This is a genomic window from Streptomyces sp. NPDC087310 (genome assembly GCF_044744405.1).
Classification (GTDB): Bacteria; Actinomycetota; Actinomycetes; order Streptomycetales; family Streptomycetaceae; genus Streptomyces.
On record NZ_JBIUYF010000003.1, the window covers coordinates 978,140 to 1,000,700 of the forward strand.

19 protein-coding genes are annotated in these 22,561 nt (G+C 71.8%); 13 read left to right on the plus strand and 6 right to left on the minus strand.

What is annotated here, in order from left to right; genetic code table 11:
• Nucleotides 1-42: 42 nt before the first annotated feature.
• Together ACIO3P_RS14830 and ACIO3P_RS14835 are read right to left on the minus strand one after the other, a co-directional pair.
• The gene (locus ACIO3P_RS14830; RefSeq protein ID WP_329822194.1) at nucleotides 43-1,194 is read right to left on the minus strand and encodes an NADH-quinone oxidoreductase subunit D; all 1,152 of its coding nucleotides are present in this window, start codon (nucleotides 1,192-1,194) and stop codon (nucleotides 43-45) included.
• Between the two features lie 75 nt (nucleotides 1,195-1,269).
• Nucleotides 1,270-2,286 (minus strand): SAM-dependent methyltransferase, encoded by a 1,017-nt coding sequence (locus ACIO3P_RS14835; protein ID WP_401849495.1) that lies wholly within the window; start codon nucleotides 2,284-2,286, stop codon nucleotides 1,270-1,272.
• Nucleotides 2,287-2,495: 209 nt separating this feature from the next.
• Here ACIO3P_RS14835 and ACIO3P_RS14840 point away from each other — a divergent pair, with 209 nt between their 5' ends.
• Nucleotides 2,496-3,695 carry a sensor histidine kinase gene (locus ACIO3P_RS14840; protein ID WP_401849497.1) on the plus strand — a complete coding sequence of 400 codons (1,200 nt, stop codon included), beginning with the start codon at nucleotides 2,496-2,498 and terminating at the stop codon, nucleotides 3,693-3,695.
• Between the two features lie 133 nt (nucleotides 3,696-3,828).
• Complete coding sequence (locus ACIO3P_RS14845; RefSeq protein WP_329822191.1) at nucleotides 3,829-4,500, plus strand: response regulator transcription factor; 672 nt, start codon at nucleotides 3,829-3,831, stop codon at nucleotides 4,498-4,500.
• Between the two features lie 67 nt (nucleotides 4,501-4,567).
• Here the strand turns inward: ACIO3P_RS14845 and ACIO3P_RS14850 are convergent, their stop codons facing one another.
• Nucleotides 4,568-5,842 (minus strand): threonine aldolase family protein, encoded by a 1,275-nt coding sequence (locus ACIO3P_RS14850; protein WP_401849499.1) that lies wholly within the window; start codon nucleotides 5,840-5,842, stop codon nucleotides 4,568-4,570.
• Between the two features lie 152 nt (nucleotides 5,843-5,994).
• On the opposite strand from ACIO3P_RS14850, the gene ACIO3P_RS14855 reads away from it, so the two are divergent.
• From ACIO3P_RS14855 to ACIO3P_RS14900, 10 genes are all read left to right on the plus strand, one after another.
• Complete coding sequence (locus ACIO3P_RS14855) at nucleotides 5,995-6,948, plus strand: Rossmann-like and DUF2520 domain-containing protein (protein WP_401791966.1); 954 nt, start codon at nucleotides 5,995-5,997, stop codon at nucleotides 6,946-6,948.
• 134 nt (nucleotides 6,949-7,082) lie between these two features.
• The gene (gene panC / locus ACIO3P_RS14860) at nucleotides 7,083-8,147 is read left to right on the plus strand and encodes a pantoate--beta-alanine ligase (RefSeq protein WP_329822188.1); all 1,065 of its coding nucleotides are present in this window, start codon (nucleotides 7,083-7,085) and stop codon (nucleotides 8,145-8,147) included.
• Nucleotides 8,144-10,066, plus strand: a complete 1,923-nt coding sequence (locus tag ACIO3P_RS14865) for an L-aspartate oxidase (protein WP_329822187.1) — start codon at nucleotides 8,144-8,146, stop codon at nucleotides 10,064-10,066. Before panC ends, ACIO3P_RS14865 begins: the two co-directional genes overlap by 4 nt.
• A gap of 2 nt (nucleotides 10,067-10,068) precedes the next feature.
• Entirely contained in the window at nucleotides 10,069-11,130 is a 1,062-nt protein-coding gene (gene nadC, locus ACIO3P_RS14870) for a carboxylating nicotinate-nucleotide diphosphorylase (protein WP_329822186.1), read from the plus strand.
• Nucleotides 11,130-11,927 carry a type III pantothenate kinase gene (locus tag ACIO3P_RS14875; protein WP_329822185.1) on the plus strand — a complete coding sequence of 266 codons (798 nt, stop codon included), beginning with the start codon at nucleotides 11,130-11,132 and terminating at the stop codon, nucleotides 11,925-11,927. Before nadC ends, ACIO3P_RS14875 begins: the two co-directional genes overlap by 1 nt.
• 305 nt (nucleotides 11,928-12,232) lie before the next feature.
• Nucleotides 12,233-12,856: a hypothetical protein gene (locus ACIO3P_RS14880; protein WP_401849555.1), complete on the plus strand. Its 624-nt coding sequence runs from the start codon at nucleotides 12,233-12,235 to the stop codon at nucleotides 12,854-12,856.
• Nucleotides 12,857-13,032: 176 nt separating this feature from the next.
• Nucleotides 13,033-13,221: a hypothetical protein gene (locus tag ACIO3P_RS14885; protein WP_329822184.1), complete on the plus strand. Its 189-nt coding sequence runs from the start codon at nucleotides 13,033-13,035 to the stop codon at nucleotides 13,219-13,221.
• Nucleotides 13,222-13,334: 113 nt separating this feature from the next.
• On the plus strand, nucleotides 13,335-13,814 hold the full coding sequence (locus ACIO3P_RS14890; RefSeq protein ID WP_329822183.1) for a BlaI/MecI/CopY family transcriptional regulator: 480 nt from the start codon (nucleotides 13,335-13,337) through the stop codon (nucleotides 13,812-13,814).
• Nucleotides 13,815-13,823: 9 nt separating this feature from the next.
• The gene (locus ACIO3P_RS14895) at nucleotides 13,824-14,363 is read left to right on the plus strand and encodes an amino-acid N-acetyltransferase (RefSeq protein WP_329822182.1); all 540 of its coding nucleotides are present in this window, start codon (nucleotides 13,824-13,826) and stop codon (nucleotides 14,361-14,363) included.
• Between the two features lie 143 nt (nucleotides 14,364-14,506).
• Nucleotides 14,507-14,842, plus strand: coding sequence for an Lsr2 family protein (locus ACIO3P_RS14900; protein ID WP_030354444.1), 336 nt, complete (start codon nucleotides 14,507-14,509; stop codon nucleotides 14,840-14,842).
• On the opposite strand, the gene ACIO3P_RS14905 is transcribed toward ACIO3P_RS14900, so the two are convergent.
• Entirely contained in the window at nucleotides 14,821-15,540 is a 720-nt protein-coding gene (locus ACIO3P_RS14905) for an SCO3374 family protein (RefSeq protein ID WP_401849501.1), read from the minus strand. The genes ACIO3P_RS14900 and ACIO3P_RS14905 overlap by 22 nt on opposite strands.
• Before the next feature lie 433 nt (nucleotides 15,541-15,973).
• On the opposite strand from ACIO3P_RS14905, the gene ACIO3P_RS14910 reads away from it, so the two are divergent.
• On the plus strand, nucleotides 15,974-18,496 hold the full coding sequence (locus ACIO3P_RS14910; RefSeq protein ID WP_329822180.1) for an ATP-dependent Clp protease ATP-binding subunit: 2,523 nt from the start codon (nucleotides 15,974-15,976) through the stop codon (nucleotides 18,494-18,496).
• A 122-nt stretch (nucleotides 18,497-18,618) separates the two neighbouring features.
• Here ACIO3P_RS14910 and ACIO3P_RS14915 read toward each other — a convergent pair whose 3' ends face one another.
• Nucleotides 18,619-21,843, minus strand: a complete 3,225-nt coding sequence (locus ACIO3P_RS14915; protein WP_401849503.1) for an NACHT domain-containing protein — start codon at nucleotides 21,841-21,843, stop codon at nucleotides 18,619-18,621.
• Nucleotides 21,840-22,211, minus strand: a complete 372-nt coding sequence (locus ACIO3P_RS14920) for a trypco2 family protein (protein WP_329822178.1) — start codon at nucleotides 22,209-22,211, stop codon at nucleotides 21,840-21,842. The genes ACIO3P_RS14915 and ACIO3P_RS14920 overlap by 4 nt, the downstream gene beginning before the upstream one ends.
• Between the last annotated feature and the right edge of the window lie 350 nt (nucleotides 22,212-22,561).

The window sequence follows — 22,561 nt, forward strand, 5'->3', positions numbered from 1 at the left end:
TAGCGGCGCTGCGGCCTTACCGCCTGCTTGTCGATACTCGCTCTACTTGTCGATGTCGCCGACGACGAAGAACAGCGACCCCAGGATCGACACCATGTCGGCGACCTGCGTCCCGGGCAGCAGTTCGGTCAGCGCCTGGATGTTGTTGAACGAGGCGGAGCGGAGCTTCAGCCGGTACGGCGTCTTCTCGCCCTTCGACACCAGGTAGTAGCCGTTGACGCCGAGCGGGTTCTCCGTCCAGGCGTACGTGTGGCCCTCCGGCGCCTTCAGCACCTTGGGCAGCCGCTGGTTGACCGGCCCCTGCGGCAGCTCGGCGATCCGGTCCAGACAGGCGTCCGCCAGCGCCAGCGCGTTGTGCGACTGCTCCAGCAGGCACTCGAAACGGGCCAGGCAGTCGCCGTCCTCCCGGGTCACCACCGTGAGCACGTCCGCCAGCTCGCCGTACGCGAGGTACGGCTCGTCGCGGCGCAGGTCGAAGTCGACCCCGGAGGCGCGGGCGATCGGCCCCGACACCCCGTACGCGTGCACCGCCTCCCGCGACAGCACCCCGACGCCGCGCGTGCGCCCCCGGAAGATCTCGTTGCCGAGGACCAGCCGGTCGTACACGTCCATCCGCGAGCGCACATCGGCGATCGCGTGCCTGGCCCGGCCCAGCCACCCCGCGGGCAGGTCCTCCTTGAGGCCGCCGACCCGGTTGAACATGTAGTGCATCCGGCCGCCGGAGACCTCCTCCATCACGGCCTGGAGCTCCTCGCGCTCCCGGAACGCGTAGAACACCGGGGTGATCCCACCCAGTTCGAGGGGGTACGAGCCGAGGAACATCAGGTGGTTGAGGACCCGGTTCAGCTCGGCGAGCAGCGTCCTGAGCCAGACGGCGCGCTCGGGGACCTCCATGCCGAGCATCCGCTCGACGGCCATCACCACACCCAGCTCGTTGGAGAAAGCCGACAGCCAGTCGTGGCGGTTGGCGAGCATCACGATCTGCCGGTAGTCGCGCGCCTCGAACAGCTTCTCCGCGCCCCGGTGCATGTAGCCGATCACCGGCTCCGCCTGCTGGATCACCTCGCCATCGAGCACCAGGCGCAGCCGGAGCACCCCGTGGGTGGAGGGGTGCTGCGGACCGATATTGAGCACCATGTCGGTGCTCTCCGCCGCGCCGCCGATGCCGACCGTCGTCCGGGTGGTCTCCGTCATGGGCGACAGTCTCTCAGAGGCGCGCGGACCCGCCGCTAACACCCTTCGCCGTCCTCCGGTCGTCGTCCTCCGACGTCAGAGGCCGCCCGGGCCCTGCGGGTCCCCCGGCTCGTGCGGGTCCCCCGGTCCCCACAGGTCGCGTGGCGTGATCCCGGCCGGCTGCGTCAGCCAGCCGAAGTCGCCGAGGCCGCCGCGCGCCGTCAGCTCCGCCGCCTCACCGGCCGCCGCGAGCGCCCGTACGTACGCCGCCGGGTCCGACGACGCGAGAGCGAGCGGCGGGCGCGCCCCGCGCACGCCCAGCCGGTGCAGCGCCTCGCGCTGGCCGAGCAACTCGGCGCCGGGCAGCGGGCAGGCGTCCGCGCACGCGTCCAGCGCCACATGCGCGGTGAGGTCACGGGTCCCGTCCGGTACGGGGGCCACCTCCCGGCCCGCCCGGAAACCGGTGAGGGTGCCGAACGGCGGCCGGGCGTCCCGTACGTGCGCGTAGTCCACGGCGACCGCGAGCCCCCGCTCCAGCGTGGCGACCGCCGCCGCCCACGCCTCGTCGCGCGGGCGGCCGATCTCCGCCCGGGTGCCGGGCCCGGCCGGCGGCCACCAGCGGGCGAGCCACCGCGCGTCGGCGTCCGTCACGGGCCCGCCCAGCTCCTCGGAGCCGTCCGGCCGTACGAGGACGTACCGTACGACCCCCTCGGGATCCGTCTCGGCGATGTCGAGCGGCACGTTGTCCAGCCACTCGTTCGCGAAGAGCAGCCCGACGGTCCCGGCCGGCGGCTCCGCGCACCACTCCACGCGCGGGTCGAGCCCCGGCGGGCGCGGGGCGCGTTCCACGGCGTACGGGCGCACCGTCAGCCCTTCCGGGACCGCCGCCAGTACGCCGGTCAGCAGCTCACCCCGGCCCGCGCCGATGTCGACGAGCGCCACCTCGTCGCGGTCGAGCAGCCGGGCGGTCCGCACCAGCAGCCGGGCGACGGCCGCGGCGAAGAGGGGGGAGGCGTGCACCGAGGTACGGAAGTGGCCCACGGGGCCCTCCGGCCGCAGATAGAAGCCGCCGGGGCCGTACAGCGCCGCCTCCGCCGCCGTACGCCAGCGCACCGGCCCGGCGCCGGGCCCGGCGCCGGAGCGGGGGCCTGAACCGGGGCCGGGTCCGGGCCGGTCGCTTCGCGCTTCCCGCGACTTACACGTCTCACCCGTCACGTCATCCGTCACGGGGCCAAGTCTCCACCTTGGGGAGTAGGCTTCCGCCGACCGGATCGATCCTCCGGTTGACCCTCCGGCTTATCCGCTTCCCTACGCTGGGTTACGTGCAGCGCTTCTACGACTTTCTTCGACGACACCCGACGGGCGTCGACAGCTTCTGGGCTGTCCTGCTCTTCGGGATCTCGCTGTTGTGGGCGGTCCAGGAGAACATCGGCGTCGAGCCACGGCTGATCGCGATCGCCTTGACCGTCCCGCTCTCCCTGGCGGTGGCGCTGCGCCGACGCGTGCCCGAGTACATGCTGCTGCTGGTGGCGGCCGTGGGCGTCGCGCAGCTCGTGCTGAACGTCCATGTGAGCCCGGCCGACTTCGCGATGCTGGTCGTCATCTACACCGTCGCCGCGCGCGGCGGACCACGCTGGGCCCCCCGGTTCGCGCTGGTCGGCGGCGTGCTCGCCGCACCGCTGTCACAGCTCCGCTGGCCGGTGGACGAGGCGGGCGTCGCGGGCCGGATCTTCTTCACCGCCGTGCTGACCGTGCCGTTCCTGCTGGCCTGGGTGCTGGGCGACTCGCTGCGGACCCGCAGCGCCTACTTCGCGCAGTTGGAGGAGCGGGCCACGCGCCTGGAGAAGGAGCGCGAGGCGCAGGCCAAGGTGGCGGTCGCCGCCGAACGCGCCAGGATCGCCCGCGAACTGCACGACGTCGTCGCGCACAACGTGTCGGTCATGGTGGTCCAGGCGGACGGCGCCGCCTATGTCCTGGACGCCGCGCCCGACCAGGCCAAACAGGCCCTGGAGACCATTTCGACCACCGGGCGGCAGGCGCTCGCGGAGATGCGCCGGCTGCTGGGCGTGCTACGGACCGGCGACACCAAGGAGACCGGGGAGTACGTTCCGCAGCCCGACGTCGGGCAGATCGAGGACCTGGTCGAGAAGGTACGGGAGGCGGGCCTGGCCGTGGACTTCAAGATCGAGGGCACCCCGAGGCCACTGCCCAGCGGCGTCGAGCTGACCGCGTACCGCATCGTGCAGGAGGCCCTCACGAACTCGCGCAAGCACGGCGGCCCGGACGTCGGGGCCAGCGTCCGGCTCGTCTACTTCGACGACGGGCTCGGCCTGCTCGTCGAGGACGACGGCCGGGGCGCGGCGCACGAACTGTACGAGGACGGCGGAGCGGACGGGCGCGGCCACGGCATGATCGGCATGCGGGAGCGGGTCGGCATGGTCGGCGGCACGCTGGACGCGGGCCCGCGGCCCGGCGGCGGCTTCCGGATCAGCGCGCTGCTGCCCCTGAAGGCGGGGCACTAGTGCGTGTTCCGGACGACCCGCCCGGCCCGGCAGGCTCCGCCGCGTCGAGGCACCGGGCTCGGCTCCTCCGTCCCTTCCGCGGCACCACCACCCTCCGCACCACTGATGGCCCCTACCGGACAAGGAACCCCCCATGTCGATCCGCGTGATGCTCGTCGACGACCAGATGCTGCTGCGGACCGGCTTCCGTATGGTGCTGGCCGCGCAACCGGACATGGATGTCGTCGCGGAGGCCGGGGACGGCGCGGAGGCGATCGAGAACCTCCGCTCCACCGAGGTCGACGTCGTCCTGATGGACGTACGGATGCCCAGGCTGGACGGCGTCGAGGCGACCCGCAGGATCTGTGCCGTGCCCGACGCCCCGAAGGTCCTCATCCTGACCACCTTCGACCTCGACGAGTACGCCTTCTCCGGGCTCAAGGCCGGGGCCAGCGGCTTCATGCTGAAGGACGTGCCCCCGGGCGAACTGCTGAACGCGATCCGCGCGGTGCACAGCGGCGACTCGGTCGTCGCGCCGTCCACGACCCGCCGCCTCCTCGACCGCTTCGCACCGCTGCTGCCCAGCAGCAGCAAGCCGCAGAACAAGGAGCTGGAACGGCTGACCGACCGTGAGCGCGAGGTCATGATGCTGGTCGCGCAGGGACTGTCGAACGGGGAGATCGCCGGACGGCTGGTGCTCTCCGAGGCGACCGTGAAGACCCACGTCGGCCGGATCCTCACCAAGCTCGGGCTGCGCGACCGGGTCCAGGTGGTCGTCCTCGCCTACGAGTCGGGACTGGTCAGGGCGGGCGGCGGAGCGGGCTGACCCGGGGCCAGCGGCACCACGGTGGCGTCGGGCTGATGCGTCATATGGCGTCCGCCCCGCCGCGTCGTCAGGCCCGCTCCCGCTCCTCCTGCTCCTCTCGCTCCTCCTGCTCCTCCCGCACACGGCGTACGAAGTCCTCGACCGCCGCCCGTATGTCCTGCGCCGTCCACTCCAGACCCGCCTCCGCGACGGTCACCCCCGTGAAGGAGAGGCCCGGGGGCCCGGCGGGCGCCGGGTGCCAGGCACGGAACAGCGTCACCTGCGTCTCCTCGGCCTGCCGCACCGCCGCCTCGTTCAGCACCTCCGGCGCGTACGGCAGCCACACCTGGAACTGGTGGGTGTGCGGCGGCTCGGGGTGGACGCGGAACCACGGGACGGGGGACGCGGCCAGGCTCTCCGCCAGCGCCGCGGCCACCATGCGCGCCTGCGCCACGTACGCGGGCAGCCGGGGCAGCTCGCGCTCCAGGCCCAGCAGGGCCGACAGGGCGGCCGGGAACTGCTGGAAGACCTGGCCGCCGTAGCGGTGGCGCCAGGTACGCGCCTCCTCCACCAACTCCTCGGGGCCCACCAGTGCCGCGCCCGACAGCCCGTTCAGGGACTTGTAGAAGGACACGTACACGCTGTCCGCCAGGCCCGCGATCTCGGCGAGCGGGCGGCCGAAGTGCGTGACGCTCTCCCACAGGCGCGCGCCGTCGAAATGCACCACCGCGTCCCGCTCGCGCGCCGCCTCCACGACCGCGACCAGCTCGTCCCAGCCGGGCAGGACGAAGCCCGCGTCCCGCAGCGGCAGTTCCAGCATCAGCGTGCCGAAGGGCTCCGCCAGGTCCCGTATCTCCTGCGCGGTCGGCAGCTGCGGCTCCGTCGTCGGACGGACCGTGAGCAGCCCGCTCACAGCCGACAGCGCGTCCCGCTCATGGACCTCCGGGTGCGCGAGCGGATGCAGCGCCACCGTGCGGTTGCCCGTACGCCCCGCCCAGCACCGCAGCGCCACCTGCTGCGCCATCGTGCCCGTCGGGAAGAACGCCGCGGCCGGGAAGCCGAGCAGCCCGGCCACGCGCCGCTCCAGCTCGGCGACCACCCCGTCCCCGTACATGTCCGCGGGATCGTCCAGGTCGTGCACCGCCCCCGCGTCCGCCGCGAGGGCCGCCAGCCGCTCGCCCAGCCGCAGATCCATGGCGGGGCGCGCCAGCGCGCGACGGGATCCGCGCCACGCGGCCAGCCTCCGCCGCCGTACGGCCTCGTCCGCCCCCGCGGCCGTCCCGGTGTCCGTCCCGTTCTCCCCGGCCGTTCCGGGCTCCCCGGTTTTCCCGGTCACCTCGCTCGTCCCGCTCGTCTCGTCCATGGACCGATGATGGCCCAGCCCGGACCCGCCGTGGTGAGCCTGTGGATACCGCCCACAGCCTGTGGACAACTCGGGTGGCGGTGCGAAACGCTGGCGTAGCATGGCGAGAAATCGTCCGGTACCCCCTGCGGACTGGAACGGAAGGCCCTCGCGTGAACGCATCAGCTCAAGAGTCCTTCGATCCCCGGGACCGTCCCGCCCGGCTCACGGTCGGCGTCGTCGGCGCGGGCCGCGTCGGGCCGGCGCTCGCCGCGTCGCTCCAGCTCGCCGGTCACCGCCCGGTCGCCGTCTCGGGCGTCTCGGACGCCTCCGTACGGAGGGCGGGCGCCCTGCTCCCGGACGTCCCGCTGGTCACCCCCGCCGAGGTGTTGGCCCGCGCCGAGCTGGTCCTGCTGACCGTTCCCGACGACGCCCTGCCCGGCCTGGTCGAGGGGCTGGTCGAGACTCGTGCCGTACGGCCGGGGCAGCTCCTGGTCCACACCTCGGGGCGGTACGGCACCCGGGTCCTCGACCCCGCGCTGCGGGCCGGCGCCCTGCCCCTCGCGCTGCACCCCGCGATGACCTTCACCGGCACCTCCGTGGACGTCCAGCGGCTGGCCGGCTGCTCCTTCGGGGTCACCGCGCCCGAGGAGCTGCGGCTGGCCGCCGAGGCGCTGGTCATCGAGATGGGCGGCGAGCCCGAGTGGATCGCCGAGGAGTCCCGTCCGCTCTACCACGCGGCGCTCGCCCTGGGCGCGAACCACCTGGTCACGCTGGTGGCCCAGTCCATGGAACTGCTCCGGGCCGCCGGGGTCGCCGCCCCGGACCGGATGCTCGGACCCCTGCTCGGGGCGGCCCTGGACAACGCGCTGCGCTCCGGCGACGCGGCCCTGACCGGCCCCGTGGCGCGCGGCGACGCGGGCACGGTCGCCGCCCATGTCGCGGAGTTGCGCGCGCACGCCCCCGGCGCCGTCGCCGGCTACCTCGCGATGGCCCGTACGACCGCCGACCGGGCGCTGGCGCACGGGCTGCTCAAGCCGGAGCTGGCGGAGGATCTGCTCGACGTGCTCGCGGGCGGCGAGAGCCTCGGGGACACCCGCGGCGGTGGCGCCGGAGGCACCCGATGAGCCCGATCAGCCCGGCCGGACCGACGGCCGAAAAGCCCCAAGAGCCCGGACGCGCCCAAGAGCCCGGACGGACCGGATACACCGACGAGCCCGGACGGGCCGGAGACACCGGACGGACCGGAGAGACGGATCCCATGAGCTTCGAACTCGCCGCCACGCGCGCGGACCTCGACCGCCTCCTGGACCGACGCGCCCCCGGTGCCCGGATCGGCGTCCTGTTGACGATGGGCGCGCTCCATGAAGGCCACGCGACGCTCGTACGCGCCGCCCGCACCCGGGTCGGCCCCCAGGGCCTGGTCGTGGTCACCGTCTTCGTCAACCCGCTCCAGTTCGGCGCGGGGGAGGACCTGGACCGCTATCCGCGCACCCTTGAGGCCGACCTGAAGGTCGCGCGCGAGGCCGGCGCCGATGTGGTCTTCGCGCCGGGCGCCGACGAGGTCTACCCGGGCGGCGCCCCGCAGATCACCCTCGCCGCGGGCCCCATGGGCGAGCACTTCGAAGGCGCCTCCCGTCCCGGTCACTTCGACGGCATGCTCACGGTCGTCGCCAAGCTCCTCCATCTCACCCGCGCCGATGTCACCTTCTTCGGCCTCAAGGACGCCCAACAGCTCGCGCTGGTCCGCCGGATGGCCCGTGACCTGAACTTCCCCGTCGAGATCGTCGGCGTACCGACGGTCCGCGAGGACGACGGCCTCGCGCTCTCCAGCCGCAACCGCTACCTGTCCGTGGCCGAGCGCCGTACCGCCCTGGCGCTCTCCCGCGCCCTGTTCGCCGCCCGCGACCGGCTCGCGGCCCAGCACGCGCTGCGCGCCCGCGCCGCGTCCGCCCCGGCGCCCGGCGCCCGTGCCGCCGGGCTCTCCGCCCTCGGCGAGCCGCGCCTCGCGGCCGACGCCCACGCGGTGGCCGCCGCCCGTACCCAGGGCGACACGGAGCCGGTGGTGGCCCCCGCGCCGGCCCCCGGCGCACCGGGCCGCCCCTGCGGGGCGGACGCCGTACGGGCCGCCGCCCGAGGTGTACTCGACGACGCCGCCCGCGCCGTACCGCCGCTGGACCTCGACTATCTCGCCCTCGTGGACCCCGCCGACTTCACCGAGGTCCCCGACGGCCACACCGGCGAGGCGGTCCTCGTCGTCGCCGCGAAGGTCGGCACCACCCGGCTGATCGACAACATCCCCCTGACCTTCGGAGCCCCCCAGTGACCGGACGCCCGACCGGAACCGGAATACGGCTGACCGCCCCCGCCCCCGGCTGGGCCGTCGAGGCCGATGTCGTCGTGGTCGGCTCCGGCGTCGCCGGACTCACCACCGCCCTGCGCTGCACCGCCGCAGGACTCCGTACCGTCGTCGTCACCAAGGCCCGGCTGGACGACGGCTCCACCCGCTGGGCGCAGGGCGGCATAGCCGCCGCCCTCGGCGAGGGGGACACCCCCGAGCAGCATCTCGACGACACGCTCGTCGCCGGCGCCGGACTCTGCGACGAGGACGCGGTCCGCACCCTGGTCACCGAGGGCCCGGCCGCCGTACGCCGCCTCATCGGCACCGGCGCGCGCTTCGACACCTCCGCCGAGGGCGAGCTGCAGCTCACCCGTGAGGGCGGCCACCACCGCCGCCGCATCGCCCACGCGGGGGGCGACGCCACCGGCGCCGAGATCTCCCGCGCCCTGGTCGAGGCCGTCCGCGAGGCCGCGCTCCACACGGTGGAGAACGCGCTCGTCCTCGACCTTCTGACGGACGAACAGGGCCGCACGTCGGGCGTCACCCTCCATGTCATGGGCGAGGGGCAGCACGACGGCGTCGGCGCCGTCCACGCCCCCGCCGTGGTCCTCGCCACCGGCGGCATGGGCCAGGTCTTCTCCGCGACGACCAACCCGCCGGTCTCCACCGGCGACGGCGTGGCGCTGGCGCTGCGTGCGGGCGCGGAGGTCTCCGACCTGGAGTTCGTGCAGTTCCACCCGACGGTGCTGTTCCTCGGCGCCGGGGCCGAGGGCCAGCAGCCGCTGGTCTCGGAGGCGGTACGCGGCGAGGGCGCCCACCTCGTCGACGCCGAGGGCGTCCGCTTCATGCTCGACCAGCACGAACTGGCGGAGCTGGCCCCCCGCGACATCGTCGCCAAGGCGATCATGCGCCGGATGCGCGAGCGGGGCGCCGAGCACATGTATCTCGACGCGCGGCACTTCGGCGCCGAGATGTGGGCGACCCGCTTCCCGACGATCCTCGCCGCCTGCCGCTCGCACGGCATCGACCCGGTGACGGAGCCGATCCCGGTGGCCCCCGCCGCCCACTACGCGTCCGGGGGGATCCGTACGGACCTGCGCGGCCGTACGACGGTCCCGGGCCTGTACGCGAGCGGCGAGGCCGCCTGCACGGGGGTCCACGGGGCCAACCGGCTGGCCTCCAACTCCCTCCTGGAGGGCCTGGTCTTCGCGGAGCGCATCGCCGCCGACATCGCGGAGGGGGCCGCGCGCGGGGCCGAGGGCGTCACACCCCGGCGCGGGCCCGCCGAGGCCGTCGCCGTACCGGTCGAACGGGCCGGCACGCTCCATCTCCCGCTCATCGCCCCCGAGGCCCGCGCCGGCATCCAGCGCGTCATGTCCCGGGGCGCCGGGGTGCTCCGCTCCGCCGCGAGCCTCGAAGGCGCAGCGGAGGCCCTGGAGGCCGTGTTCCAGCACGCCCTGAGCCCGGACGCCGAAGCGCCCGCCGACACCGAACAGCCTGCTGACGCGCAACAGCCCGCCGGGACCGAGCCGCCCGCCGGGACCGAGCCGCCCGCCGGGACCGAGCCGCCCGCAGGGACCCCCGGCAAGGCCGCCGTCCCCGGCGTCGACGCCTGGGAGACGACGAACCTCCTCTGTGTCGCACGCGTCCTCGTCGCCACCGCCCTGGAGCGCGAGGAGACCCGCGGCTGCCACTGGCGCGAGGACCGGCCCGAGCGCGACGACACCGACTGGCGCGCCCACCTCGTCGCCCGGCTCGCCCCCGACCGCGGCCTGGTGCTGCGCCGTACCCCGACGGCCGCCTTCCCGCCCGTCGACCCTCCTTATGTCGACCTCGCCCAGGTCGAGCCCTCTTACGTCGATGACGTACCCCCACGCCCAGCCAACGCCCCCAGGGAGCCGTAACCGTGAGCACGCCCGAAGACAGTCCGCGCCCCGAGCCCGTGGACGTACCGCTCATCCAGATCGGCGCCCCCGCCGGGGCCACCGGCGGCGGCTGCGGTGACCACTGCGGCTGCGGCGGCGAGGACGGATACGACCCCGACGGCCCCGAGGACCTGGAGTGCGGGCTCGACCCCGCCCTCGCCCAGCTTCTCGCCGACGCCGGTCTCGACCCCGTCCAGGTCGAGGACATCGCCCATGTCGCCATCGAGGAGGACCTCGACCGCGGCGTGGACGTGACGACCCTCGCGACCGTCCCCGAGGACGCCGTCGCCACCGCCGACTTCACCGCCCGCGAGAGCGGCACGGTCGCCGGGCTGCACATCGTCGAGGCCGTTCTCTCCCTCGTCTGTACGGAGGAGTTCGAGGTCGAGCGGCACGTCCTGGACGGCGACCGCGTCGAGGCCGGGCAGAAGCTGCTCAGCGTCACCACCCGCACCCGCGATCTGCTCACCGCCGAGCGCAGCGCGCTCAACCTCCTGTGCCGGCTGTCCGGCATCGCGACCGCCACGCGCGCTTGGGCCGACGCGCTCGAAGGCACCGGCGCCAAGGTCCGCGACACCCGCAAGACCACCCCGGGGCTGCGCGCCCTGGAGAAGTACGCGGTGAGGTGCGGCGGTGGCGTCAACCACCGGATGTCGCTCTCCGACGCCGCCCTGGTCAAGGACAACCACGTCGTCGCCGCGGGCGGGGTGGCCCCGGCGTTCAAGGCCGTACGGGCCACACTGGAGGAGCTGGGTACGCCCGATCTGGCGATCGAGGTGGAGGTCGACACCCTGCACCAGGTACGCGAAGTCCTGGACGCCGGCGCCGATCTGATCCTGCTGGACAACTTCACCCCGGCCGAGACCGCCGAGGCCGTCGGCATCGTCGCGGGCCGCGCGGTCCTGGAGTCCTCGGGACGGCTCACGCTGGCCAACGCCCGCGCGTACGCCGACACGGGCGTCGACTTCCTCGCGGTCGGCGCGCTGACGCACTCCTCCCCGATCCTCGACATCGGCCTGGACCTGCGCGAGGTCGGCGCCTGATGCTGCTCACCATCGACGTGGGCAACACCCACACCGTGCTCGGCCTGTTCGACGGCGAGGAGATCGTCGAGCACTGGCGCATCTCCACGGACGCGCGCCGCACCGCCGACGAACTCGCCGTCCTCCTCCAGGGCCTGATGGGCATGCACCCGCTCCTCGGCGAGGAACTGGGCGACGGCATCGAGGGCATCGCGATCTGCTCGACGGTCCCCTCCGTCCTGCACGAGCTGCGCGAGGTGACCCGCCGCTACTACGGCGACGTGCCCGCCGTCCTCGTGGAGCCCGGCATCAAGACGGGCGTGCCGATCCTGATGGACAACCCCAAGGAGGTCGGCGCCGACCGCATCATCAACGCGGTCGCGGCGGTCGAGCTGTACGGGGGCCCCGCGATCGTCGTCGACTTCGGTACGGCGACGACCTTCGACGCGGTCAGCGAGCGCGGCGAGTACACGGGCGGGGTCATCGCACCCGGCATCGAGATCTCGGTCGAGGCGCTGGGCGTCAAGGGCGCGCAGCTCCGCAAGATCGAGCTGGCCAGGCCGCGCAGCGTGATCGGCAAGAACACCGTCGAGGCGATGCAATCGGGCATCCTGTACGGCTTCGCGGGCCAGGTCGACGGCGTGGTGTCGCGGATGGCGCGCGAGCTGTCCGACGACCCGGAAGAGGTGACGGTCATCGCGACCGGCGGCCTCGCGCCGATGGTCCTCGGCGAGGCGTCCGTGATCGACGAGCACGAGCCGTGGCTGACCCTGATCGGCCTGCGCCTGGTGTACGAGCGCAACGTCTCCCGCATGTGAGGCGCTTCCCGGCCGGCGCTTCCCGGGCGGCCGGCGCTTCCCGTACGCATGGCGCCTCCCGTACGCACGGAGCTGACCGCGCGTACGGGAGGGTCCCGGCGGCCCCCGGCTGTCCGGGACCGGGCCGCCCCCGTCCGGGCCCGTGAGGGTGGCTCACGGGCCCGGACGGGCCCTGTACGGCAGGGCCGTCCGCCCGCGCCGTCCTACCCCACTTCGGGCGCGCCCGAAGTAGGGTATTAAGCGGATTTTGTCCCTTTGGCGCGTACTGTCGCCCCATGCCCACGCCCTACGGATCCCGCGGCGGCATGGCGTTCGGCGCAGACGAACTGTGTGTGCTCCGACGCGCCCTCGCCGCCGCCCTGCACCCCGCCCCGCTCCCGCGCGAAGACGTCCAGGACTGCCTGCGGCTCGCCGAGTCCGTGGACGAGGCGGTACGCGAGGCGGGGCGGATGCGGGCGTTCCTGGTCGCCGATCTGGCCCGGTACCGCCAGGCGCTGCCCGGCTCCGTCACCGGCTATCTCGAACTGCTCCAGGACGCCCTGGCCACCGGCTACCCGCCGGGCCCCGACGACCTCGCCGCGCTGCGCGCCCTGCGGGGCAACCCGGCCGCCGCGGCCCTGCTCGACCACTGCCGGCGGCTCGCCGAGCGCTCGGTACGGGCCCGCTTCGCGGGGCCGGCCGCCGATCACCGTACGGTCCCCGCGGCCCCCGCGCCCCGTACCCGGCTCCTCGCGCTGCCCGGCGGCCGGGCCGCCGACAAGCCCGCGCACGAGCCCCGTAAGCCCGCCAGGCCCGCCGAGCCGGCGCGGCCCCGCGAGCCCGCGGAGCCCCGCCGCCCCGCGCCGGACAAGCCGATGCCCAAGCCGTCCGAGGTCTTCCCCCCACGCCGCAGACCCGCGCCCCCACCGGAGCGGCTCGCCGCAGGCTAGGGCCTCTCGTTCGGGTCTGGCTGGGCTCGCGTGCCCTGGCACCGCGCCTCGCGGCGTTGTCGTCGGTCCACGACGCTCCGCGTCGCCTCCCTCCTCCGCCTTGCGATCCACGGCACCAGACCCCGCTCCCTGACCCAGCCAGACCCGAACGAAAGGCCCTGGCTACCCTGTACGGCATGGACTACGTCTCCGCGCTGCTGCCCCCCGTGGTCATGGCCACGTTCTTCACCCTCCTGGTCAGGACGATCGTCAAGAGCCAGGGCGGCCCCAACAAGGCCAAGGAGGACGCGGCGGTCGACGCGGCCCTGGCCCGCGCGGAGGCTGCCGGGCAGCATGGCGGCGCCCCGGAGGCGCACCGCGTCTGAGGGACCCCCGTCCGGGGCACCGGACGTACGGACGTACGACTGGAATCCAGTCGTACGTCCTTTTTGTTACGTCAATAACCGGCCATTCGGACATCTCGCACTATGGTGGCGGAGTGCCCCGTCAATTGGGAGACCTGGAAGACGCCGTCATGACACGCGTCTGGCAATGGAACCGTCCGGTCACCGTCCGGGAAGTCCTCGAAGACCTTCAGCGGGAACGGTCCATCGCCTACACCACCGTCATGACCGTAATGGACAATCTTCATCAGAAGGGCTGGGTGCGCCGGGAAGTGGACGGCCGCGCCTATCGATATACGGCGGTCTCCACCCGCGCCGCCTACGCCGCGGCACTGATGAACGAAGCCTGGTCGAAGAGTGACAATCCGGCCGCGGCTCTGGTCGCCTTCTTCGGCATGATGTCGGCCGAGCAGCGCCAAGCCCTTGAGGACGCCGTCCGTATGGTCCGGGTGAACGGTCCCGGCGTACCGGATGTCCCGGAACCCCTTGAAGCGCTCGAAACCCCCGAAGTCCCCGAAGCCCCGGAGGGCCGGCCGGGAGAGGGCGCCGACGAGGGTTCCGGGGCGGGGCGATAGCGTCCGGTCATGCCCTCAGTGCCATCCGTTACCAATGCCGATGCAAATGCCCTCACCGTCCGGCGGGCCAGGACCAGGGATGTACCGGCGATCCGGCGTCTTGTCGACCCTTACGTGAGCGAAGGCATCCTGCTCGACAAAGCGCCGGTGACGCTTTACGAGGACATCCAGGAGTTCTGGGTCGCGGAACGCGACGCGGACGCGAGCGTCATCGGCTGCGGTGCCTTGCACGTGATGTGGGAGGACCTTGCCGAAGTGCGCACACTGGCCGTTGATCCTGCGGTCAAGGGGGCCGGCGCGGGCCATCTTCTCCTGGACAAGTTGCTGGAGACGGCCCGCTGGCTCGGAGTGCGCCGGGTATTCTGCCTGACCTTCGAAGTCGAGTTCTTCGCGAAGCGGGGCTTCGAGGAGATCGGTGAGACCCCGGTCGGCCGAGATGTGTACCGAGAGCTGCTGCGTTCCTATGACGAGGGTGTTGCCGAGTTCCTGGGTCTCGAACGGGTGAAGCCGAACACCTTGGGCAACAGCCGGATGCTTCTGCATCTGTGATCGTCCGACTCCGCAGAGCTCCATGTCCGAATCGCGCACGTTTCCCGTCCTGTTGCGGCTGTGAACCTCTCCCGGGGGTTTGTGTTTTCCTGAGAAAAGCGGTTTCCTTTCCGCGTACTGCATTTTCGATGAAAGGAAATCCGGTGGCACAGAAGGTTCAGGTCCTTCTTGTCGATGACCTCGACGGCGGCGAGGCGGACGAGACGGTGACGTTCGCTCTGGATGGCAAGACCTACGAGATCGACCTCACCACGGCCAATGCGGACAAGCTGCGGGGTCTCCTCGATCCGTACACCAAGGGTGGCCGGCGTACCGGTGGCCGCGCCGCGGGCAGCCGTGGCAAGGGCCGCGTAGCGGCCGGTGGCAACAAGGACACCGCCGAAATCCGCAAGTGGGCGAAGGAGAACGGCTACAGCGTCAACGACCGCGGCCGTGTTCCCGCCGAGATCCGTGAAGCCTACGAGAAGGCCAACGGCTGAGTATTCGCTCGGAACACATTTCCGCGCAGCAAGCGGGCCCGGTGGCACTCGGTGGCCGCCGCGTCCACAAGCCGTACGAGATCGGGGGCACCCCCACCACTGCCCCCGTTACCGTCCCCCCGTCCGGAGAGAGCGAACGCCGGCAGCGTCGGTTCCACCTCGCGTCCAGGCTCGGGGGGCCGCAGCCATACGGCGGCCCCCGGCGCGGTGGTGCCCCCACCGGTCCGCCGCGGGGGAGCGGTACTCCGTACGGTCACGGGCAGGATCGCCGGTGTGACGGCCGGTACGGGGGCGGTCATCCGCCCGCCCGCGCCGAGCGCCGTCAGCCCCAGGGCGATACCGCCCCAGTCCAGCCAGTCGAGCAGCCCGGGCAGTTCGTCCGCGCTCCCCTCGGCCACCAGCAGCCGGACCAGGCCGCCGCATCCGCTGAGCGCCACCGGACCGCTCGCGGGGCCGATCCGCCGCAGCAGCGCCGCGCCCGCGTCCGCGGGCAGCTCCAGCACGTCGAAACGGACCCCGGTGAGCAGCCCGAGCGGCGGCCCGGACACCGTCGGCCAGCCGAGCCCGTCCGCGTACCAGTCCGCGTACCAGCCGTCGCACCGCTCCGCGTACGGTTCCGTGTACCGCGCGTGCCAGGGGGCGCGGCCGTCGTCGGACGGCGTGCGGGGAGACGGAACAGTCGGAACAGTCGGAGCCATACCCCGGGGAACTCCCGATCCCCGCCCGGAGTTACGGTGAGTGGGCACCCCGTCGCCCACAGTCCTCGATCCGGGGGCGCGCGGGCGCGTCGGGGAGCGCAAGGTTGTTCGCCCGTAGCGGAGTGAATCGGGGCGCGCCGCATGGAGTGTCGGTGCCTGCGGGTAAGACATTCCTAGTGGGAAGGGGCGACACGCGGTTCCTGGCGTCTCGCGTTCGCCATCGGCGTAGTGATGGCGAGGGTATCTGCCTGGCCTGCGGGAACATCGTCTCCCACCATCAGGTTGAAGCTGTTGTCCGGCGTTCGGGGCTGGGAGCCTGGGACAGGTAGTCGGCAGTTGGAATGAGCGGTCCCCGCTTGCGGGACTAAGCTGCGGAAGGACAGGGAGGGGACCGACCCCTTTACTGCCTGACCGCTCTGAGGAGCGATTAACGATGTTCGAGAGGTTCACCGACCGCGCGCGGCGGGTTGTCGTCCTGGCTCAGGAAGAAGCCCGGATGCTCAACCACAACTACATCGGCACCGAGCACATCCTCCTGGGCCTTATCCACGAGGGTGAGGGTGTCGCCGCTAAGGCCCTGGAGAGCCTCGGGATTTCGCTCGAGGCGGTCCGCCAGCAGGTGGAGGAGATCATCGGCCAGGGCCAGCAGGCCCCGTCCGGGCACATCCCCTTCACCCCCCGTGCCAAGAAGGTCCTGGAGCTGTCGCTCCGCGAGGCCCTTCAGCTCGGCCACAACTACATCGGCACCGAGCACATCCTGCTCGGCCTGATCCGCGAGGGCGAGGGCGTCGCCGCCCAGGTCCTCGTGAAGCTGGGCGCCGATCTCAACCGGGTGCGGCAGCAGGTCATCCAGTTGCTCTCCGGCTACCAGGGCAAGGAGGCCGCCACAGCGGGCGGCCCTGCGGAGGGCACGCCCTCCACGTCCCTGGTCCTCGACCAGTTCGGCCGGAATCTCACCCAGGCCGCCCGCGAATCCAAGCTCGACCCGGTCATCGGGCGCGAGAAGGAGATCGAGCGGGTCATGCAGGTGCTGTCCCGCCGTACGAAGAACAACCCGGTCCTCATCGGCGAGCCCGGCGTCGGCAAGACGGCGGTCGTCGAAGGACTGGCCCAGGCCATCGTCAAGGGCGAGGTGCCCGAGACCCTCAAGGACAAGCACCTCTACACCCTCGACCTCGGCGCGCTCGTCGCCGGATCCCGCTACCGCGGTGACTTCGAGGAGCGCCTGAAGAAGGTCCTGAAGGAGATCCGCACCCGCGGCGACATCATCCTGTTCATCGACGAGCTGCACACCCTCGTGGGTGCCGGCGCCGCCGAGGGCGCGATCGACGCCGCCAGCATCCTGAAGCCGATGCTGGCCCGCGGTGAGCTCCAGACCATCGGTGCGACGACGCTCGACGAGTACCGCAAGCACCTGGAGAAGGACGCGGCCCTTGAGCGCCGCTTCCAGCCGATCCAGGTCGCGGAGCCGTCGCTGCCGCACACGATCGAGATCCTGAAGGGTCTGCGCGACCGTTACGAGGCGCACCACCGCGTGTCCATCACGGACTCCGCGCTGGTCGCCGCCGCGACGCTCGCCGACCGCTACATCTCGGACCGCTTCCTGCCGGACAAGGCGATCGACCTGATCGACGAGGCCGGCTCCCGGATGCGCATCCGCCGGATGACCGCGCCGCCGGACCTCCGCGAGTTCGACGAGAAGATCGCCGGAGTCCGCCGCGACAAGGAGTCGGCCATCGACTCCCAGGACTTCGAGAAGGCCGCCTCCCTCCGTGACAAGGAGAAGCAGCTCCTCGCCGCGAAGACCAAGCGGGAGAAGGAGTGGAAGGCCGGCGACATGGACGTCGTCGCCGAGGTGGACGAGGAGCTGATCGCCGAGGTCCTGGCGACGGCCACGGGCATCCCGGTCTTCAAGCTCACGGAAGAGGAGTCCTCCCGGCTGCTCCGCATGGAGGACGAGCTGCACAAGCGCGTCATCGGCCAGAAGGACGCCATCAAGGCGCTCTCGCAGGCGATCCGCCGTACGCGAGCGGGTCTGAAGGACCCGAAGCGCCCCGGAGGCTCGTTCATCTTCGCCGGTCCGTCCGGTGTCGGTAAGACCGAGCTGTCCAAGACGCTCGCCGAATTCCTCTTCGGCGACGAGGACGCGCTGATCGCCCTCGACATGTCGGAGTTCAGCGAGAAGCACACGGTTTCCCGCCTCTTCGGTTCTCCCCCCGGATACGTGGGATACGAAGAGGGCGGCCAGCTCACCGAGAAGGTCCGCAGGAAGCCGTTCTCCGTCGTTCTCTTCGACGAGGTCGAGAAGGCCCACCCCGATATCTTCAATTCCCTTCTCCAGATCCTGGAGGACGGTCGCCTGACCGACTCCCAGGGCCGGGTCGTGGACTTCAAGAACACGGTCATCATCATGACGACCAACCTCGGGACGCGGGACATCTCGAAGGGCTTCAACCTGGGCTTCGCCGCGCAGGGTGACACGAAGACGAACTACGAGCGGATGAAGAACAAGGTCAACGAAGAGCTCAAGCAGCACTTCCGCCCCGAGTTCCTCAACCGTGTCGACGACACGGTCGTCTTCCACCAGCTCACCGAGGAAGACATCATCCAGATCGTCGACCTCATGGTCGACAAGGTGGACGAGCGTCTCAAGGACCGCGACATGGGCCTTGAGCTGAGCCCGAACGCCAAGTCGCTCCTCGCGAAGAAGGGCTACGACCCGGTCCTGGGCGCCCGGCCGCTGCGCCGGACGATCCAGCGGGAGATCGAGGACATCCTCTCCGAGAAGATCCTCTTCGGTGAGCTGCGCCCCGGTCACATCGTGGTCGTGGACACGGAGGGCGAGGGTGAAGCGAAGAAGTTCACCTTCCGCGGCGAGGAGAAGTCGCCTCTCCCGGACGTCCCCCCGATCGAGCAGGCAGCGGGCGGCGGCCCGAACCTGACGAAGGAGGCGTGACGCGCCCCGCGCGCGTGACGCTGCTGGCCTGAGCGCCTGAAGGGGCTGCCCCGGACCGTTTCATTACGGTCCGGGGCAGCCCCTTTTCGTCTGTCCTGGGCGTCCTGGGCGTCCCAGGCGTGCTAGGTGTCTACGGTCAGGCGGTCGCCGAGGGGTTCGGTGCCGAGGAGGGTGGGCAGGACGCCGGGCCACTCGGACGCGACGGTGACCCGTAGCCCGGGGAGGCGGTGCAGGGGTGCCAGATCCAGTGGTCGGGCTTCCGGCACGTTGCTGATCAGCCTGAGCGTGCCGAGGGAGGGAAACCATCCGGGCAGGTATGTCAGACCGGCGTAACCCGACTCAAGATGCAACGTGACCGAGGTGACCTGGGGCGCGGGCACCGTTCGGGGGGAACCATGGAGCAGCCAGGTGCAGGAACCGATGGCCAGACCGAGGCGACGGAGAGAGGGCCATTCCCGCAGGGAGGAGAGGTCGATCGGTCTGCTGCATGTCAGGGCCAAGCGCTCCACTTCGGGATGTGCGATGGGGAGTTGTCCGAGGAGGGAATCGCCGTAGTCGAGCTCCAAGGACCGCAGGTTCGGTGCCCGATGGACGGGCGTGAGCCCTGCCTGGCTCAGAGCGCTCACGTCCAGTACCAGCGAGGTGAGCGATGCCTCTGCCAACCCTGAAAGGTCCTGCAACTCAGGGCACTGCTGGATGTAGAGGTCGCTCAGGTAGGTGAGTTCACCGAGGAAGGACACATGGCTGAGGTCATGGTTGCCGAACACGGACAGGGACGGGCACCTCACGGGGCTGAGATGGTCGCGCAACTGAGCGGGGGTGAAGTCGCCGAGGGTGTGGACATACGTGGCATGTGGCACTTCCCGCAACGCCCGTAGCTGCTCCTGGCGGGTCACGGTGAGGAACAGATCGGACGAAGGCAGACCGGCGAGTACTTCACGGGCGTACTCCTCCACGGGGAAGGAGATCCAGCCCGCCACAAGTTGAGCCCGCAGGGTCGGGTTCTCATGCTGCGAGAGCTGCTTCGCGTAGGGAATGGCGTCAGCACCTCCGATCGCGCACAGGAGGTCAGCCATGTACTCGGCGCCCTCCGGGGCCAGATCGGACGGCTCCGGGAGAAGGGGCAGTACGTAGGCCCCGAGGGCTGCCAATGCCTCTACCTCGGCGTTGTTCTCGGGCGGCAGGAGAGTGCGGATACGGGTGGCGACCGACTGACTGACTGTTTCGTCGACTACGACGGTGTCGAGGAGGCAGCCAGCGGCGAGCGTGTACAGGCTCACGCGTTGGGCTCGGCTAGCGGCCCCTTCCCCGTTCCTCAGCAACCCCTCGATCAGCTCGCGGACTTCGGCCGGGCGGCAGTGGCCCACCGCCAGCAGGACGGTGTCCTGCCACTGCTCGTTGTGGGCGTTACGGAGCAGTTCCGTGAGCGAGCCGCCCTCCACGAACGCGCGGGCCGCCAGGTAGTCCTGGAACGTACGGTGGATGAACTGGATCTCGTCGTCCGCGCGTTCCTGGAGCAGGCCGCTGCGGTTGAGCAGGTGGGTGAGGACGGCCTTCGGTGACCCCTGGGACCTGACCTGCGAAAGTCGCCGCATCGCCACCTTGATCTGCCCCTCCGCCCCCTCGCGGGAGAGCTGTGCCTGGCCGCCCCGTACCAGCCAGACCGCCAGGGACTGCAACAGCTCCAGGTGTTCCTCGAAGCCCATCGTGATGCCGTCGGGGTTGGCGATCCCGCGTTGTTTGTCCCGGGTGCCGAGCAGCATCGCGAGCGTGGAGCGGTACAGCTCCCAGCGGGTGTCCGGCAGCAGGCCGCCCCGGCGGCGGTGCAGGGCGCAGATGACGGCGCAGAGCAACGGGGTCTGGGCGAGGGTGCGCAGGGCTCGGTTCTGGGCGAACTGTGCCTGGAGGTCGGTCTCCAGCGTGGCGAGTTCGGCGCGCTCCGACTCGGCGCGCCGTTCGTCCGTGTACGTGTCGCATTCGAGGTGGGCGGCCCGGTGCCAGGCCGTGACGAACGCCTGGATGTCCTCGTGGCGCATCGGGAGGAGTTGCAGCTCGTCGAAGCGTCCGGAGCGCAGCCACTCCTCCTCGACGGCGAGCGGGCGCACCGTGGCCAGGCAGCGGGTGGCGGGGTACAGGTCGAGCAGTTCGTTCAGCCAGACCTGGGTGTGCTCGCGCTCGTCGGGAGGCAACTCGTCCACGCCGTCGACCAGGAGGAAGCCCCGGCCCGACTCCAGTACCCGGCGTGCCCAGCCGGTGGGCGGGTCGTCGGTCAGGACCTGGGCCACGGAGGAGAGCTGGGACGGTGTCGGCAGTCCGTTGCCCCGGGCGTGCACCGTACGCAGCGGGACGACGAACGGCACCAGGCCGTTCAGGTCGGCCAGTTCGGGGCCGAGTGTGCCGCAGGCCGCGTGGGCGGCGAGCCACCACACCAGGGTGGTCTTGCCCGCGCCCGCCTCGCCGCGCAGCAGGGTGCGGGGGCGGTCCGCCAGCAGGTTGTCGATACGGCTCGGCTGGACCGGGGACGGCCGGTGCGGTTCCGTTCTGTCCAGGCCGGACGGCCGCTCCAGCCCGCCGGCCTCCAGGCTCAGATACGCGGTGTCCAGGTCCCAGGTCGCCTCGTGCGTCCCCAGTTCGTCGATGCCGAAGATCCGGGTCTTGCGGTAGCGGGCCTTGACGGCCTTCGCGTACTGCTCGCAGAAGCGCTCGTCCTGGGGATGCACCTCGGTCACCCTCTCGACCCCCGAGACACTGTTGAGCGGCCCGCCCGCCTCCAGGATCCGGGTCGCCGGCACGCCCTCCACCCGCAGGTGGCCGCGTCCCCGGGGCACCTGGGTGACGATGCCGAGCAGGACCGCGCCCGCGAAGACCGGGGAGCCGGAGAGGCCCTGGAGGGGGCTGGTGCCGTCGGCGCGTTCCGCCGCCGCCGGGTGGTTCAGTTCGCAGACCAGGGCCGAACGGAGCGCGCCGGCCGCCGGGAGGACCGTCGCGCGGTACTGGTCCAGCTCCAGGGCGCCGTCCGCCCCGTACCGCTGGATGTCCGGGAAGCCGACGATCTCGCAGTGCGGCAGCGGCGCCTCCGTGGCGAGTGCGCCGATACGGAGGCGGCCGAGCGGCGCGGCGACCTCCGGGGCGAGGATGTCGTGGTCGGTGACGAGCAGGGCGGCGTCCAGGGTGTCGTCGCGCCACTGGACCTCGGCGGTGACGGTGTCCGCCCGGCCGGGGTGGGCGATCGTCGGTCTGTCCGTGGCGCCGACCACGTGTGCGCAGGTCAGCACGGAGCGTGGGGTGAGCAGGACGCCCGACCCCTGCCGCTCCCCGAGGATCGCGACGACCCGGGTGACACTCACCGCGCGCCGCCGCCGAAGCCCGCCGTACTGCCGTGGTCCGTGTTGCCGACCTTCCAGGGCGCGCCGGAGCGGGCGTCCTGGGGTTTCAGGGTGAAGGCGACCTTGTGGGTGTGGCCCGAGGTCCGGGAGGCGTCCGCGCCGGCCTCGACCACCCATGCCTTGACCTTCGCGCCGCCCTTGACCTCCTTGCGCAGCTCCAGGGTGAACTCCATCTGGATGTCACCGACCTCGAAGGCCACGGGAGCGCCCGTGGCGCGCGTGGCGGCGTCCAGGAGCTGGTCGCGTACGGACTGGATCGCGTCGGCCAGTTCGATGCCGTCGAAACCGTGCTCGTGGTCGTCGGGGCGGGCGTGGGCCGGTGCGGTCATGGTGGTGTCCCCCTGGCGAAGTTCCTGGATTCGGAAGCTTCCGAGCCTAGGGCGCGGGCTGGGCCTTTGGTCCCGAAACGGACAGTCCTCCTACCCGGTGGCCGTGACAAGGCGCACAGGCGTTTTCGGCGCTACTAGACGGAATAGTGCGGAAGGCGCGGGTTCGACAGGAAGGCCCCGCTGTGCGGCGCCTGTGCGGTGCGCGGGACAGGCGGTGCGTCAAGAGGCCGACGGCCACGGCCGGTGCTACGACGAGATGTCGTAGATGGGGTGTTTTGGGATGCGGGTGGGTCCGGGTTACCAAGGTGTGGCCAGCCCGGCGCATGAGTGCCGGGACCATTCTTGCCCGG